Source organism: Holtiella tumoricola (assembly GCF_027857615.1).
GTDB classification, from domain to species: domain Bacteria; phylum Bacillota; class Clostridia; order Lachnospirales; family Cellulosilyticaceae; genus Holtiella; species Holtiella tumoricola.
This window is the reverse complement of record NZ_JAQIFT010000016.1, coordinates 286,122-304,136: the sequence shown is the minus strand read 5'-3', so window position 1 is coordinate 304,136 and position 18,015 is coordinate 286,122. Positions and strand designations below refer to the sequence as shown.

The 18,015-nt window shown below is 36.0% G+C and carries 10 protein-coding genes; 5 read left to right on the top strand and 5 right to left on the bottom strand.

The features are described 5' to 3' along the window. The first annotated feature begins 464 nt into the window (after positions 1-464). The 4 genes from PBV87_RS04925 (at position 465) to PBV87_RS04910 (ending at position 7,877) form a co-directional block, all read left to right on the top strand. Positions 465-1,304, top strand: a complete 840-nt coding sequence (locus tag PBV87_RS04925; protein WP_271011345.1) for an ABC transporter substrate-binding protein — start codon at positions 465-467, stop codon at positions 1,302-1,304. 145 nt (positions 1,305-1,449) lie between these two features. Continuing rightward, positions 1,450-5,577 (top strand): AAA domain-containing protein, encoded by a 4,128-nt coding sequence (locus tag PBV87_RS04920; protein ID WP_271011344.1) that lies wholly within the window; start codon positions 1,450-1,452, stop codon positions 5,575-5,577. A gap of 101 nt (positions 5,578-5,678) precedes the next feature. Continuing rightward, a complete protein-coding gene (locus PBV87_RS04915; RefSeq protein ID WP_271011343.1) occupies positions 5,679-6,371 on the top strand; it encodes a putative ABC transporter permease in 693 nt (230 codons plus the stop codon). Between the two features lie 171 nt (positions 6,372-6,542). Next, positions 6,543-7,877: an FAD-binding oxidoreductase gene (locus PBV87_RS04910; RefSeq protein WP_271011342.1), complete on the top strand. Its 1,335-nt coding sequence runs from the start codon at positions 6,543-6,545 to the stop codon at positions 7,875-7,877. Here the strand turns inward: PBV87_RS04910 and PBV87_RS04905 are convergent. After that, positions 7,872-9,563, bottom strand: a complete 1,692-nt coding sequence (locus tag PBV87_RS04905; protein WP_271011341.1) for an ammonium transporter — start codon at positions 9,561-9,563, stop codon at positions 7,872-7,874. The two genes, PBV87_RS04910 and PBV87_RS04905, sit on opposite strands and share 6 nt — an antisense overlap. A 983-nt stretch (positions 9,564-10,546) precedes the next feature. Between PBV87_RS04905 and PBV87_RS04900 the strand changes: the two genes are divergently transcribed. Further along, positions 10,547-11,317 (top strand): GNAT family N-acetyltransferase, encoded by a 771-nt coding sequence (locus tag PBV87_RS04900; RefSeq protein ID WP_271011340.1) that lies wholly within the window; start codon positions 10,547-10,549, stop codon positions 11,315-11,317. 223 nt (positions 11,318-11,540) lie between these two features. On the opposite strand, the gene PBV87_RS04895 is transcribed toward PBV87_RS04900, so the two are convergent. The 4 genes from PBV87_RS04895 to PBV87_RS04880 all read right to left on the bottom strand — a co-directional run bounded on the left by PBV87_RS04895 (position 11,541) and on the right by PBV87_RS04880 (position 17,918). Then, a complete protein-coding gene (locus PBV87_RS04895) occupies positions 11,541-13,727 on the bottom strand; it encodes a transglutaminase-like domain-containing protein (RefSeq protein WP_271011339.1) in 2,187 nt (728 codons plus the stop codon). Between the two features lie 15 nt (positions 13,728-13,742). Further along, the gene (locus tag PBV87_RS04890; protein ID WP_271011338.1) at positions 13,743-14,840 is read right to left on the bottom strand and encodes a DUF58 domain-containing protein; all 1,098 of its coding nucleotides are present in this window, start codon (positions 14,838-14,840) and stop codon (positions 13,743-13,745) included. A 19-nt stretch (positions 14,841-14,859) separates the two neighbouring features. After that, a complete protein-coding gene (locus PBV87_RS04885) occupies positions 14,860-15,783 on the bottom strand; it encodes an AAA family ATPase (RefSeq protein ID WP_271011337.1) in 924 nt (307 codons plus the stop codon). A gap of 275 nt (positions 15,784-16,058) precedes the next feature. Then, entirely contained in the window at positions 16,059-17,918 is a 1,860-nt protein-coding gene (locus PBV87_RS04880) for a glycoside hydrolase family 20 zincin-like fold domain-containing protein (protein ID WP_271011336.1), read from the bottom strand. Between the last annotated feature and the right edge of the window lie 97 nt (positions 17,919-18,015).

Sequence of the window (18,015 nt, the reverse complement as noted above, 5' to 3'; positions counted from 1 at the left end):
AGGTGAGCGTTAGCAAAGCTACTGTGAAGCCTTTCAGGTTTCAATGTCTTTTGCTACTGAATTAAGTAAGATTCGCTTTGTAGAATTGATAGTACTTTTGATCTGAACTCGGAAATGATCAGGCATTTTCACATGAAAGATGTTTAGAAAATGGATCATGTAGTGTAGCTGTCTCTCTACTGGAAAGGCTATGATGTAATGGGCTGTAAGGTAAGTTATTGTATGGAAACTTTCTCCACAGACTTTTTAGAGAGGCTTAGAGAATGGAATCAAACTGGTTTTAGGGAAATGTCTGAAGAAAAGTGAACTTTTTTCTGAGTTTTGACCGTTAGTTTGATGGAATGAACTTAGTCTCTCTTAAAAGTCGAGGACTAGAAGTTGGAATACAATAAGCTTGCCTACATGTCCTCACACTTAACCAAATATTTATTTTATTAACTATAAAATTTCTAAGGAGGCAGCATATGCACCCAATTCATTTACACCATACTAAAAAGAACCCACTTATTATTCCAACGTTAATTGCCCATCAGAAGGGCTTTTTTGCTAAGCGAGGCTTAGACGTTTGTTTAGATTTAGCAGAGGATTTTACCTTTGATGGGAATAGTCCTTTTAGAGACGGTAAATCCGATGTGATGATGGGGGATTTAACCTTTTTCTTTTATATGTTAGAACAGGGTAAAAAGGCAGTACTTACTTCAAATTTAACCCGTACTATTCATCTTGTAGGACGTAAAGGCCTTAAACCACCTTATGAAGGCATACGAGCAGGGGTTAACCGAAAAGGATTATTTAGATTGTACTTGGAAAATGATTTAAAAGATTTAGTACCAGAAGCAGAAATTGTATGGATTAACAATTCCTATGAACGTATGCAAGCTTTAGATCATGGAGAGATTGATGCACTTGTAGCCATTGAGCCTTTTGTAACTGACTTAACAGATAAAGGGCATCAGATTATTTGGAGTACAAGAAATAGTGATAAAAATCTTGTAATGTGGGCATTTGATCAGGAATTTTATGAAGCACATACAGAGAGTGTGCGTACTTTCCATGAAGCATTAGAAGAAGCAGGAAACTATTTTAACCATTTAAGTGAAACTCAGAAGATTCAGTTATGCCATGAAGAACTAGGCTATGAGGAAGCTTTTGCAAAACGGATGAAGAACTTTAGCTTTGAGCCACAAGCGCCTATTCGATTAGAGGACTTTAACCTTTGTATGGAATGGATGTATCGTGAACATGAAATCACAAATTTATATGATGGTACAGAGTTGATTAAAAATTTAGGTAAAACTGACTAAAGTCATGAAAAGTCCTTTTTCTTCTGTCGAAATATATGTTAAACTGAAGAGGTTGTAGCACCATATCTTACCTAATTAATTGACGGGTGAATTTTAAATATTACTATAAAAGTTAAAATAAAGAGTACAACGGAAAGAGGGCAACATGGCAAACAATAAGATTGATAAAGTAACCAATCTCTATACTTTCTTAAAAGCTTATCACAGTATGAAAAGTCCTGTGGTTGCCAATGAAGAAGACAGGGAATGGGTAGAACAACTTGGGGGATGGCCAAAACATGCTTGTGTAGAAGAAAGATGGCAACAGCAAGTTTTAGACCAGCCTATTTGTATCATTCGTAAGCCGAATGAACAGATGCTAGCAGATGAAGAAAAAGCTAAGGAAGTAGAAGAAGTCTACAATAGCTTCTACAATGTCTATAGCAGGCTTAAGAAGGAACCAGAACTTTTAGAACTTGTCTATGGAGATGGACAAGTACGAATGGAGGGAATGGAAGAGGTTAATCATCCTCTGATTCTACAAACAGTTTATGTAACATTTGATATAGAAACAGAAACTTTCGCACTCTTTTTAGAGGATAAGGGGCCAGAACTTTATCAAGGTCTTTTAGGGCTAGTAGAAGGTTTAGAAGAAGATAGTATTGTGGAGCTTATTAAGCTTTATCAAGGGGAGCCTATTAGTCCCTTAGATATTAAAGGAGTAGAAGGCTTTTGTACGGAAGTACGAAATAGACTTTTTGGGGATACTGGAGTAGAGATTATCTCTAATTATCCAACGTTATTCCTTAGAAAAAAACAATTAGGCTTCCAAGTTGCATTAGATGGTATATTAGAAGACTTAGAAAAGCGCAAACAAATTCCACCTTTTATAGCGGATATTGTAGGTGAAGGAGATGTGGTACGTAAAAATCAAAATTCTAAAGAGACAATGAAAAAGTTAGCTTTAGATGTAAATGGTATTGACCAAAAAATCCTTTTTACAAAACCTGCTAATAAAGAACAGCTTCTTGTGGCTAAACACTTAGAAAGAAATGAAGCAGTCTTAGTACAAGGGCCTCCAGGTACAGGAAAAACACATACGATAGCCAATATGATTGGTCACCTTTTAGCAGAAGGCAAACGTATTCTTGTTACAAGCTATAGCGAAAAGGCACTAGCTGTTGTTAAAGATCATGTTATTCCAGAATTACAGACACTTTGTATTAGTTTAATGCAAGATGCAGAAAGTAGAAAAGAACTAGAAGATACATTAGAAGGTATTCATCAAATTCGTGCCACATTAGAACGTAGTGAACTTTCTAGACGTGTTGCCATGCATGAGAAAAATCGTGAGGCGTGTATTAGAACATTAGATAAATTAATTGGTGAACTGAAAAATCATAAATTGATTGAGTATACACCCATTAAAGTAGCTGGAAAGACTTACAAGCCTTTAGAAGCAGCTAAATACATAGATGAAAAGCGTGAAACTTGTGAGTGGCTTATGGGACCTGTACGACATGGTTCAATCCTGCCACTTGGAGAAGATAAAGTTCAAGAGCTCTATCGTATTAAAGACAACTTAACAAAAGAAGATGCTTTAATCTGTAGCTTAGAACTTAATACAACAGGTATGTTTACACCAGAAGGATTTAAAGAATGTATTGAAGCAGAGAAAAACTTCAAAAAGTATAAAACGCCTAAATGGTTAAATTATTTTAAAGAAGATGAGCATACTTACGAAGTAGAAACTTTAAAAGATTTAATTGGAAATATTAAATTGATAGAGGAGCAAGTCCATTTAGAGGATCCTTGGTGTATGGCAGTACTTGAAGCAGGTAGAGAAGATAAGGCAAAAGAACAGTGGCAAACGTTAGCTGTTCAAATTAAAGAGCTTTATCAGCTGAGCTTAACTTATGCAGATGAAATGATGGCACAAGAACCACAAATTTCACCAATTGATGATAAGCTAAAACCACTAGACCTTTATAGTCAAATCAATCAAAAACTTCAAAACTCTGGTAAACTATCTAAAATGACATTGCTCCTTAACCCTCAAATGAAGACGATTATAGCAGCTAGTCGTGTAAATGGTAAGCAGCCAGAAACGATGCAGGATTTTGAAGTGCTTATTCACTATATGGTACTGAAAGAAAAGCGTGAAGCGCTTAAAGGAAGATGGGAAAGACAGATGGTACCTCTTGGGGCACAATCTACGGATAAAATGGAAGCACCATTTGAAATGACTTGTCAAAAGTACGGTGAAGCGATTTTAAAATATTTAGATTGGTATAAGAAAAAGTGGATGCCTATTGCAAAACAGCTTGAGGCTTATGGCGTGGATATAGATGGTATTATGGAGCAACAAGACTATACCAAGTCTGAGCATGGTCATATACATTACCTTTACCATACTGTACTTAAAGAAATGATAGAAGTATTAGAATATCAAGTTGCAAGATGTGAAAAAACAAAGGCAGCCAAAGAAAAAGAAGCTTTTGAAAAATGGTTACAAAGTTTAGAATGTACAAAAGAAAGTCCAATACTTACAGGGCTTAAAGTAGCACTTAAGACAAAAGACTTGGAGAACTACACAAAGCATTACGAAGCCTTTTTAGAAGCGAGAGATAAGAAACCACAAGTAAAACGTAAGGCAGAACTTTTAGATAAACTTGCTTTTGCAGCACCAGGTTGGGCAAGCTACTTAGAAGCTTTCAAAGAAGAAGGCGAAGAAGTTGTGATTCCAACAGGGGTAGAAGAAGCATGGCTGTGGCGTCAATTAGTAGATATTTTAGCAAAACGTCATGAGCGTACAGCCAGTGTCATCAAAGAAGAGATGAAAGAAGTAGAAAGACGCTTAAGTTATCATACTAAACAACTTGTATGTGATAAGGCATGGCTACATAAACTTGTAGATTTTGATGCCAACCGTAGTGAAGTTCAAGCTATAGAAGGTTGGAAACAGTTGATTCTTAAGATGGGAGCAGGTAAAGGTAGAAACCGTGAGCTCCTTAAACAAGAAGCTAGAAAACTGATGCCAAAATGTCAAAAGGCAGTACCAGTATGGATTATGCCACTTGATAAAGTAGCAGAGCACTTTGACCCAAGAGAAAATCAATTTGATGTGGTAATTATTGATGAGGCGAGCCAAGCAGATGTGACAGCGCTTATTGCACTTTACTTAGGGAAACAAGTCCTTATTGTAGGAGATGATGAACAAGTAAGTCCGCTTGCTGTAGGAGAAAATACAGAAGAGATTAGTCGTTTGATTAAGACTTATTTAGAAGATATACCAAATCATTATCTGTATTCTGGACGTTTTTCTATTTATGACTTAGCTCAACTTTCAGGTTATCAGCCAGTTAGGCTTAAGGAGCACTTCAGATGTGTCCCAGAAATCATTGGATATAGCAATGAGCTAGCCTATAAAGGCCAAATTGAACCGTTACGCGAGAACTCTAAAGTCTTTAAGCCGAGTCTTGTAACTTGTTATATTCAAGATGCTAAAGAGGAAGGACAAGTGAACCAAGTAGAGGCTGAGGCAGTTGTTGCTAAGATTATAGAGTGCGCAGCAGATGATAGGTATAATGGTAAAACCTTTGGGGTTATTAGCTTAAAAGGAGATAAACAAGCGGCTTATATCGATAGTTTATTACAAAAGGAAATGACAGCACGTGCTTATGCAAAGCGCAACATTTTATGTGGTGGCCCAGCTCAATTCCAAGGGGATGAAAGAGATATTATCTTTATTTCTATGGTAGATGCAAAAGGAGATAAAGATACTCTTCGCCTGATGACTTATGGAACAGATAATTTATATAAAAAGCGTTACAATGTTGCCATGAGTCGTGGTCGTGATCAAGTGTTTATTATGCATTCCTTTGATCCTGAGACAGACTTAAAAGAAGAAGATATTAGAAGAGGGCTCTTTGAGTATTGTTACAACTGTGGTAAAGATATTGCAGTAGATACCATTCATTATGAAGAACCTTTAGTACCTTTTGAACAAGAGATCAAGAATGAACTTGAAAATAGAGGATATAAAGTAAGAAGTCATACACCTTCAGGAGCAACCTTAACAGGTCTTGTTATAGAAGGAGATACAAAAGAAATTCGTCTTGTATGTGAAAGTGAGAAGTATCAAGAAAGCTCCGAACTAGAGGGAGAGATCAATACCCTTGCTGTACTTGAACGTATAGGATGGGAAATGGTATATATCAGTGCATCTCATTATTATCAAGACCCAGCACAGGCGATGAATGAACTTATAGAACAAATTCAAGAAAAAATGTAGATAAAAGAAGAATACTTTGTGACAAAAACTCCTTAAACGATGCATAGAATGTTTAAGGAGTTTTTTTATTGGAATAGGTGAAATAAGAAAGGGGATGGGGCATGTATAGAATACCTAATATCGAGCAGATGGAACGATGTGAGCAAGAAACCAACCATTTTGCAAAAGGTATTAACTTTTATAAGCTATTTTGGATCTTTTTTATAGGCTGTTTTTTAGGTGTGGTAATAGAAATCATATGGTGCATTTGCACACGTTTTCATTATGAGAGTAGAGTAGGACTTATATATGGGCCTTTTAACTTGGTATATGGATGTGGAGCACTAGCATTAACAATAGGTCTTTATTGGATGCGGAATAAGAGTAATGTGAGAATCTTTCTAGAGAGTATGATTATAGGCTCATTGATAGAGTATTTATGTTCTTTTATACAAGAGGTTATGTTTGGAACTATATCATGGGATTACTCTCATTTACCACTTAATTTACATGGAAGAATTAATTTGGTGTATTCTATTTTTTGGGGTGTTTTAGGACTGATATGGATACAGAAAATATATCCGTTGTGTATTACTTGGATTATTAAAATTCCAAATCGTTTTGGAAAGGTACTTACTTGGATATTATTTGTATTTATGATCTTTAACACAATGATGTCAGGATTAGCAGTAGAGAGATGGACTCAAAGAAGAGAGGGCAATATAAGGTTAGAACAGTATTGGTCCTATTTTGATAACCATTATCCAGATAATAAGATGAAAACAATTTATCCAAATATGAATTTTAATCCATAGTTTATAAAATATTGAAAGCTATACATAAGTATTTGATAAGCGTTACATATATAGGAGTTATTGTACTTAGGTGCAATAGCTCCTATAATTAGTTATAATATTTTATGATAATTTATTTCATACTAAGTAAATAAAAATAGAAGAAGCATTTAGAATAGATGAGGTAGAAAGATGACATTAGAAATATCAGGACGTGTAGTAACACGAGAAAATTTAGTATATGAAGAAGCTAGAACTATGTGGAATAGAGCTATAGAAAAATACCCATTAGTGATTGCATTTTGTAAATCATCAGAAGATGTGGCAAAAAGTATTAAATGGGCAAAAGCACAAGGAGTGCCTGTACGTATAAGATCAGGGAGACACCATTATGAAGGATACTCAACAGGTAATGGTGTATTAGTGATTGATGTAAGCGAAATGAATCAAATTCACCTTGATGAAGCAAAAGGCGAAGTGACTATAGAAGGTGGTGTCAGAAATAGAGAACTTTACGAAGCTGTTTGTAGTAAGGGCTACCCATTTCCAGGTGGTGGTTGCCCAACAGTAGGTGTAGTCGGCTTTGCTCTTGGAGGGGGCTGGGGATATTCTGCTAGAATGCTAGGACTAGGTTGTGATGCTATCACACACATTGAGCTTATCAATGCAGAGGGAGAAGTAGTGGTTGCGAGTAAAGAACAAAATGCAGATTTATTCTGGGCTCTTAAAGGGAGTGGGGGAGGTCAATTTGGCGTAGTGGTCAAAATGACTTTTAAGTTACCTAAGAAGAGAGAAGAAGCAACCCTGATTCGAATAGAATCTCATCATGTTACAAGAGAAAATCAAATTAAAGTATTTAAATTATGGCAAGAAACAATAAGAGAGTTATGTCCAGAAGCAAATTTTAAATTGAGTTTTTATAATTCAAAAGAAAAGGGCGATGGCATTCTCCTTATTGGTATCCATTACGGTACAAGAGAAGAAGCACATCGCCTTGCGGCACCATTTATTCAGTTAGGACATACATTGCACGTATTAGTTCAAACAATGAGCGTACTTGAGATTAATAGATGGATACAAGATGCACATCCAGAGTACGAGCATTATAAATCTTCAGGACGTTTTGTAGAACAAAGTTTAGAGGAACAGCACATGCATGAACTCCTAGATATGATTAAGGAAAGAGCAGAAGGAGCAGTCTATACAGCACTTTCTTGTTATGGTTTAGGAGGTCATTTAACAAGTGTTAAAGAAGATACTGCATCCTTTGCTTATAGAAGGTGCCAATATATTTTGGGCTTCCAAACGGTCTGGGAGGACAATAAGGATAGTGACGCTAATAAAAACTGGTTTGTTGAACGTTTTAAAGTGATTGAAATCATGACACAAGGGTCATTTGTGAATTTCCCAGGTGCCGAAATAACCAACTATTTAGACGCTTATTACGGTAAAAATCAGGATGATCTTATTAAAATCAGAAAAAAATATGATAAAAATAATTTCTTCAAGTTTGAACAAGGATTATAAGCTTATATCTTGTAAAGCGTCATAACCTTCTTCTCCAGTACGAATTTTAACAGCATTTTCAACAGGATAAATAAAGATTTTACCATCACCGATTGCACCTGTGTGAAGTACAGCTTTGGCGGCATCGATAACTGTTTGAACAGGTACTTTACACACAACAACCTCAACTTTTACTTTAGGAAGAAGGTTAAATTCAAGAGGAATACCACGATAATATTCACTACTTCCTTTTTGCATACCACAACCAAGTACTTGAGTAACGGTCATACCTGTTACGCCGATTTGGTTCATTGCACTCTTAAACGCTTCAAACTTGCTTTGATTCATTAAAATAACAAGTTTTGTGATTTTAGCACCATCATGTGATTCTGATGCAACAGTCCTATCAGATGATGTAGAAGGTATTACTATAGGTGTAGCAATTGTAGTTGCTGCTTCAGCAGATGCTACGGAGTTAAAGTGAATTGGCATAAAGTCAGCATAACTACTTGCAAGACCATGTTCTTCAATATCAAGACCGGCAATTTCTTCTTCATTAGAAACACGTAAACCAACAGTGTGTTTGATGACTAAGAAAATAATAGTCATTGTAACAGCGACCCAAGCCATAACACTTACTACACCAAGGATTTGAACACCTAAGAATGAGAAGCCACCACCGTAGAAGAGACCACCATCAAGTGCAAGGCATCCTGTTAAGATTGTTCCTACAGCACCACACATACCATGTACGCCAATCGCACCAACAGGATCATCAATTTTAAGGATCTTATCAACAAATTCAATCCCAAATACGATAACAAAAGAAGCAATAATACCGATAATTACAGCACCTACAGGAGATACCATATCACAACCGGCAGTAATGGCAACAAGACCACCAAGTGCACCGTTAAGTGTCATAGAAACATCAGGTTTTTTGTAACGTATCCAAGTAATAGCCATTGTACAAGTAGCAGCAGCGGCAGCGGCTAAGTTTGTAGTAATAAAGATTGTAGACATTGCAACAAGTGTTTCGTCCCCAGTAGCAGAAACAGTAGAGCAACCATTGAAACCAAACCAGCAGAACCAAAGAATGAATACACCTAATGCGCCAAGAGTTAAACTATGGCCAAGAATTGCTTTTGGTTTGCCATCAGGGCCATATTTACCAATACGAGGTCCAAGAATTTTTGCGCCTACAAAGGCAGCTACACCACCAACCATATGAACAGCAGTAGAACCAGCAAAGTCATGGAAACCTAATTGACTTAACCAACCACCGCCCCAAATCCAGTGACCAGAAATAGGATAAATAACTGCACTGATAAGTACACTATAAATGCAGTAAGATGAAAATTTAGTACGTTCTGCCATTGCTCCAGATACGATCGTAGCAGCAGTTGCACAGAAAACTGTTTGGAAGATCAAAAATGCCATAGTAGGGTAAGTTCCACTATAGTCTCCACGAACAAAGAAATCAGGTACACCAATAAAGCCCCCTATAGATGTACCAAACATAAGTCCAAAACCTAATACCCAGAACACTAAGGTTCCAAGAGAAAAGTCCATAAGGTTTTTCATAATAATGTTCCCTGAATTTTTAGCTCGTGTAAAACCAGCCTCTACCATTGCGAATCCAGCTTGCATGAAGAAAACGAGAAGGGCACCTAACAATACCCATACAGTATCAATTGATGAATACATAACATCACTCCTTTTTCAGTATTAGTCTATTAAAAAAAGACGTGGTTTCTGAGTAAACAGAAAACACGCCTTTGTGTTTTTGAAACAAAAAAGCGCTGTAGGAGAGTTCCTACAGCGCCTTTGCTGATTGATAAACTAAGTATAAGACTATAAAATTGAAATGTCAATAAAAAAATAATAAGACAAATATACTTTTTTCTATAATAATGTAGTCCGATACAAGAAGAAGTGAGAGAAGAAAAAATGTATTTGATAAAATTTTTGGAAAAATCTATTTAATTCTGTTGACATGTCCAAAATTGTAGCGTATATTATAAATAAGCAAGTATCTAAAGCTAATCAACTGCGCTAAGATGAAGCCTTAATCCTAGGTAAAGTGGATTCAAAGTGTAGAAGATGGCTGAGAAAAGTATACAAAGCAGATAGATTACCTCCCTTATTTTGAAGCTTTGCAAGCTTTCCTCACAACTACAGTTTTTAGTGGTGGCAAGGAAACTGTAGGAGATTACGAATAGATACACCGGATACGATGATTCAACTTCACACCACAACTTATTACTTTTATACACATACATGAGGTCATTCCTATGGGATGATCGCCTATGCGGACACTTACCGTGATAAATGCAGTGGCATCCCTTTCACTTAGAGCACACCAATTAGCGCATCATAACAAGGTAAGCTATATTGTATGGTGTAACTGTATAAGTTATTTACGAAGCGAAGCATCCCCTAAGGTGTGAAATGCGCCACTAACAAGAAGCTAACTTAAGTCCGTCTAAGTAAGATAAGGGAGGGACGGCTTAGGTTAGCTTTTTGTGCGTTCATGAGATGTATAGTTAATAAGATAGATAAAGAGAAAGAATGTTGAGTGCAGTTTATAGGAGAGAGATACTGCTAAGAGAAGTAAGAATGTGGATGGGAGATAAGAATAGTAAATATAAGGTATAAAATTAAAAAATAAGAAAGAGAGAAAAGTATCTATGCAGCAGATTAATAGGATAGAAGGTTATAGAGTAAGTAAGTTATTTAAAGATTGGAAAGAGACCTTGATATGGTCATATCTACAGGGTTGTATGGGATGTGGATGGGTAGATGATGCAGAAGAACCTAAGTCAGCCCAAATTGTTGTTGGTGATTTTTGCTTTTTAGCAGGTGAACCTAATATTGAAATTGTGAGGCATATACCAACAGATTATAAGTCAGAGTACCTTATTATGGTTCCGCAAAATGAGACCTGGGCAAAATTTATTGAAGATACATACTTAGAGAGAAGCTTTAAAATTACGAGATACGCTATAAAAAAAGAACCAGAAGTCTTTAACATCCTAAAGCTTAAGTCATATGTAGAAAGTTTAGATGCATCCTATGTTTTAAAAGCAATAGATCAAGAAGTGTATGAACAAGTCATGCAGGTAGAATGGGGCCAAGATTTATGTTCACAGTTTGCAAGCTATGAAGACTATGCCCAAAGAGGATTAGGCTTTGTAGTATTACATGAAGGGAAAGTAGTAAGTGGAGCCTCTTCTTATACAATTTATAGAGAAGGAATAGAGATAGAAATAGATACCCATAAAGACTATAGAAGACAAGGACTTGCATTAGTATGTGGGGCAAGATTGGTGCTAGAGTGCCTAGAAAGAGGGCTCTACCCAAGCTGGGATGCAGCGAATAAGGCTTCAGTGGCATTAGCTGAAAAGCTAGGCTATCATTTTGCACATGAATATGTAGCTTATGCAGTTAAAGTATGCTAAAAGCTATAAGGCACGAATTTCTAATAATTAAGATTGAATTCCTAGATTATTTAAATTCAAAAGGTTGATATGAGCGTAGATTTTCTAAAACATTCATTGTAGAGTTGAAGCATGTCAGGTGTAATAAGAGAAAACTCGTAAGGCATTGGAGAGCAATGCTTTACGAGTTTTTGTTATATATAAGAACATAATGGGCGGCAAGTAGCCCTGACTTTTTCTAACACTAAGGATGCACATGATACAAGAATTTATAAAGTTGTAGGGCTTGTAAGACAACCGTCTTATCACAACTACAATGTCCATAGTGAACTTTACAGTAGTGTTCAGTAAGCCAAGTTAGATCAATCCCTTGTTCAAGGAGGATATGAGATATATTAATAGGAGTCATAGAAACTTCTATTACATAGCCGTTCTTCTTGAGTCTTTTAAGAAGGCGAGAGTATATAGCTTCTAGAGCTATTTTTGGTTCTTGACGTACAATCCATAGTCTCCAAAGCTGCTCTGAGAGAACTTTAGAGAGAAAATAGAGTATGAATAGAAACATAAGGCATGTAATCAACAAGAGAATAAGAGATAGTGGTGACTTCTCATTTTCTGTAGCTGGAATCGTAGGTTCAAAAATACGCCACCCATAGCCAGGAAGATAGACTTCAGGAAAGGCATGAGCATGTTTTTGTTTAATAATATAACAGCCTTTTGAGGCATCATATTCTTCGCAAACGTAGCCTTCCATATAGCGTGTAGGGATACCAGCAGCACGGCATAGCATAGTCATAGCCGAAGCAAATTGAACACAGGTTCCACGTTTACTTTCAAATAAAAAATATTCTATGGCATCTTTATCAAGAGGTGTAACAGGGGAATTTAAGTCGTAAGTAAACTCACCATTATAAAAATAATTTTGGATAGCCAAAGCTTTTTCATAAGTTGATGTTGAAGACGCTGTGATCTTTTGAGCTAAATCATAAGTTCTCTTGGTAATACTGTTAGGAATATCTAAAAAATGCAGTGTAGCCGTTTCCATTTCATCGCTGCATTTTTTGAGAAAGTATTCATCTTCTTGAGCTTGTTGGAGATTGTGTTGTTCCCAAACTCTATCCAATAGAAAGTTAATCAATTGGTTATAGGTAGAAGGATCTAAAGATTCAATAAGTAACATTTCACGAGAATTAGAAGCTGGGAATGTATCCATATAAGAAATAACATAACCTTCATTAGGATAAGGACGTGTTTTATCATTCGCAAAGCAAATTTCTAAAGCATTTAAATACAAGTCAAGTGGAGAAAAAGGATTGCTAATAGAAATAAGGCCTGGTGGATTGAGATACATATAGTGTGAATAATTTAGAGTAGTAACATAGGCGGCATAGTAAGTAATAGGTGAAATGGGAGCCTCTAAAAGGTGAGTAAGTTCAGGCATATCTTGAAGGAGACCATTTTTTTCTAAACGCTCAATTACATTTAATAGGACTAAAGATTTTTGTTCTAGTTTTTGATTCATTTCTGACTTAGGCAATTGATAGCCAAGGCTAAGTGCTTCTCTTTTTACATGCCATGCATTCTTTTCATAGTAGTCCCAACCTCTTGTACGAAAATAAACAGGTTTGGTTGCTCTCACTTCAAAAATGGGAGTATCACTTAGTGCTGTAGGTGCACTTGTGGCTGTAGATTCTTTTGGAAGTGTAGAGGTTGTGTAGTTAGGTTGTAGGTGGTTAGTCACTTGGGTTCGAAGGAGTGTATGAATAGGATTAGATAAGTTAGAACCGGGAATAAGTAATAGACTACAGGTTAAAAAAATACACAGTAAGAGAAGGCTCATAGTACTCCAATAAGATTTAGTGCAAGGTAAGACGGTATAGGGTAGCTCTTCCGCTTCGTAGCTACAATAATACATATAAAGTAACAAGAGAATCCCCATAAAGATAAAGAGGTAGCTACTAACAGTGGGTCTGCCCATACGTATGCAGATTGTAGCAGGTAATGCACTTATCAAGATGAGCACCATTGGACGAAAATGTATAATAACAAAGTAATAGATAAGTGCGATGAACATGGAAGAAAGCATTAAAGTAGAGCTAAGAAAATAAGCAAATACAGGTTGTGGCACCATCATAAAGCTTCCTAACCATTGGGTGTATGTAAGAGATGTAATAGCCATGCTATTGAACCATTTAAACAAAAGAAAAATAACAAGTGCATAGCCACAGTAGTATACAACAGCTATATTTCCTTTTTCTTTAATTGTATGGAAGAAAAGAAAGGATAAAAATTGAATGAGAGCTATTGGAACAAGAAGGAGCCATGTAGGAAGATTAAAGCAGACATTTAGAAGCCATAAGGTTAATGTCAATGTTAGTAACAGAGTAAGTAGATGAAAAGGTGTCAAAGACCACTTATTGAAACGTAGCATACATGATGTACCTCCTTAAAGTTTGTTTGAGATATGAAGAAGCTCTCTTTGATGTAGGGCAAAAAAGTTTTTTGTATCTTGAAACATATCTTGGGTGACAGGAGAAAAAATAAGTAGTTGGCCATTTTCACCTATATTTGATTTTAGTATTAAGGGAGTTAATCGGTCAGTAAGTGGTATGTTAGAAGTTATAAAATGATAGGAAGCAAGTTGATATTGTAGGTTATATAAGGTGGATTCATTTTCTAGCTTGTAAAGATGCCATGCATCATTTTCAAATAGGCATAGTGTAGTTTGTATACCTCTTTGATAAAGGGTATAGCCTAATGATAAGAAAGCTTCTAGTAAAGAGTCTTCAAGTGCATAGTGTGAAAGTGGATCCAGTATAAGATATTTACGGCCAAGGCTAGCTGCGAGGTCTTTTTTTACCATAAGCTGATTTTTCTTAGCAGATTGTTTCCAGTGAATTTTTTGTAAGGAATCACCAGCTAGGTAGGGACGGCATTCAAAGTTTATCTCCCCAAAAGAGTGATAAGTTAAATGAGGTATCTCCAGGTCATCTTCACCATCATTTGTCCCAGTATGATTAAGAATCAAAGGATGAGAGGGATGAATCGGATAAAGTTCTGGGACTATAGTGATTATAGACTGAAAAGGTGTAAAGTCTATAAGGAGTGGTCTTGACTTTAAGCCTAGTGGATTCAACAGCTGAAGTTGATTTAACCCGATTGTTGTGACACCTCGTACCAGTGCAGTATAGCGAATGGTAATTAGGCGTATTTCATAAGGTGCAAGAGAAAGTGCAAGGTGGCTTGAACAGTCAAGTTGAAGATTATCAGGGCATAAAAGCTCTAATTGGATTAAAGGCGTTGGGAGACAAGTTGTGTTAGTAAGTTTGAAGGTGATTGATAAAGTATCTCCTTTTTCAAGTATTTGATTGGAGAAGTGGGTGTGTATATGTATACGATTTTTAAATAGTAAAGGTAGAGAGCATGTGAGAATCATTGCTGTTAGCCAGATGCAGAGTAAAGTTATGCCAAAGGTTATATCGATGAAGAATAGGCAGATGAGTATAACTATAAGTGTCAAAATAAGATCTATTTTATTTTCCATAAAGTCCTCCAAATTAAGATTAACGGACAGGAACTTGCTCTACAATCATTTTAATAAGCTTTGTAGGTGTAAGTTTTTGATTTTTTGCTTCTTGGCTTATGATGATACGATGAGCAAGTATGGGTACAGCTAAAGCTTGAATATCATCAGGCAGTATATAATTACGATTGTCTATAAATGCTTTAGCTTTAGCAGCTTTTAACAGGCTGATGCTACCACGAGGACTGACGCCTAAGGTAATGAGACAGTGACTACGTGTGGCATGAGTAATATCTAAAATATAATTTTTTAGTGAGTCATCTACATAAATTTCTTTTACTTGATCTTGAAGTTGTAAGAAAGTCTCCATAGAGCAAACAGGAGATAGTGTATGTAGAGGATTGGTATCTTGATACATATTTAGAATTTGGAGTTCACTTGATTTATTAGGATAACCAATAGAGAGTTTAATGAAAAAGCGGTCCATTTGTGCTTCAGGAAGATGATAAGTTCCATAGTTCTCAATAGGATTTTGGGTAGCAAGTACAGTAAAGGGTTTAGGTAATGTATAAGTGATACCATCTACTGTTACACGCCCTTCTTCCATAATTTCTAGAAGACTAGATTGGGTTCTAGAAGAAGCTCTATTAATCTCATCAGCAAGTAAGAAGTTACACATGCTAACACCTGCACGATATTCAAATTCCATAGTTTTTTGATTAAACATAGAGAAGCCTGTAATATCAGAAGGGGTTACTTCCGGTGTAAATTGAATACGCTTAAAATCTCCATCTAAGACTTTGGCAAGGGTAGCTACAAGTTGGGTTTTGCCAACTCCAGGTACATCCTCGATGAGGATATGCCCTTCACTTAGAAGCCCAATCATTACTTGAATTAAAATCTCACGCTTGCCTACAATAACACGTTCTATTTGATCAATAAGCTGGCTAATTTGATGATGCATATTTTCAACTCCTTAATGGGTAGGTATTACCTACTACAATCTCTATAAATAATAAAAGCGTAGGGCTAATTCATTCATTGCATAGCTTACTAAATGGATATCTTTATCGGAGCTTGAGATGTTGTGAGAGTAAGAAAAGATATGAAACAATAGAATAATGATTAAATTATAACATTTCTAAAGGAAATGGAAAAGTATGGAAATGCAAAAGAAACTACCTAAATATTTAACATCTAGGTAGTTTCTTTTGTATAAGTATTTAAAAAGGTTATTACTTAAGCAACGCTATCTCTTAAGTATGCACACATATAAGTAATGACTTCACGAATTCTGTAAAGTTCGCTTTCTTTATTACGTGTTCTCCAGATTGCTGCAAATTGAGTAAAGTAAACTTCAAGCGCAGCAGCAAGTTCTAATTTGCTCATAGTAGGAACAGCTTCTTTAGTACCTACTTTATCTTGAATTAATGTAAGAACAAAGTTATCCACTAATTGAATCGCTTTTGCAGAGATTAAGAATTCTTGAAGATCGAAGTTGTTATGACGCATTGTACCACTAAGTGCAAGAAGTTCTTTCTCTACTTGAAGAGCTGTTTCATAACCTGTAAGGATACGTTCTACATTTAAGTTAGAAAGCACTTCCACTTCATCATGTTGATTGTGTTGAAGCTCTTTCCATCTAACCACATCAGACCAGCTACAACCTTGACGACCAGATAATTGGTGAAGTAAGCCAACAAGTGTTTCAGTTGTATCACCATATTCAAGACGAGAGATTGCTTGGTAAGTTGTTGTAAAGTCTGTTTCTTCTGTTTGAGGATTCCATGAAAGGTTAGCACCATGAATCATACCTGGCATTGAACTACCAAGGAGATTGATATGTCCGTAATCGCCCCAGTCAGTGTTAAGTACACCAATTGCGCCGTGGTCTCTTCCGAACTCAACCATTCTACGAATGTTTTCAAAGGCATTCCACATAAGGTTCATGAGCATGCTCCAACCACCTACACCAGGGCAAACATATTGTTCACGGCCAGTTTCAGCTATTGTTTTTACAGCATGGTCACTACAAGTAGAACTGTAATCCCAAGTAAGGCAGATTACATCTTCTGGAATTTCATTAAGAAGCTCTGGATGGTGAAGGATAACATCTCCCCAGAACATTACCTTTTTATTATGTTGTTTTACACATGCTACAATTTTATTTAAGAAATCTACGTAAAGTCTACCTGCACCTACTTCATCAGCTTTTGCTTTACTACGTCCTTTGCCAAGATCAAAAGTTTCATCACAGCAGATGTTAAATTGATCTGAGCTAAAGAGTGGAATAAACTCGTTAAGCATTTTTTCTACTAAGAGGAAGCTTCCTTCTTCAAGTGTGTTAAGTGTATGATGTGCCATACGGTCAACAAATGAGTAATCCTTTTTATCTGTAGTATCAATTTCACAAAGATGATTAAAAGATTTACTTTTTAAAATCTCATAGAAGTGACCAAATGTTGAAAGAGACGGTACAAGTTCTACATGACGTTCTTTACAGTAAGCATCAAGTAATAAAATCTCTTCAGCAGTAATAGGATCTTTGTCTACCCAAATTTCACTAAGACCAGCAAAAGCAAAGCTATGCTCTATGTAAAGTTGAATTTGGTTAAGTTTATAGAAAGCTGCACGGTCTACAAGCTCTTTAAGGGTATCAAGTGTAGCTACTTTTCCACGAGTAAGGTCATGGTAGAAACCACGATTTGCAAAGTGTGGTTCATCACAGATTGTAAGAGCTGGTACAAATGCACCATTTTGACGGATAATTTGGCGAAGTGTTTGCACGCCATAGAACATACCAGCACCAGTTGAAGCAGAAATAGTAATTGCTTCAGATGTGATAGTAAGCTCATAAGCTTCTTTATTAAAGCCTACTTTTTTTACAAACTGAATACTAGAAGCTGAATCAGTTGCGTGATAACCTTTGCTAATAGAAAGGTTAAAGCTTGTTGCTTGTTTGATTTCATCTTGAAGTAACTTAATTGCTTTAAGATCATCAAAATCACAAGTTGCGTCTAATAAAAGAAGTGTAGAAGGTTTAATAATAAATTGGCCTTCATTAATGTTTAGGTATTTTGGTTGTGGTAATAAGTACATGATGTTCTCCTAAAAAATGATTTAATTAGAATGTGTTGCTAGTTTCATTATATAGTTATAAGATAGATTATAAAGAGTCTATTTTGCTAGGAATTAA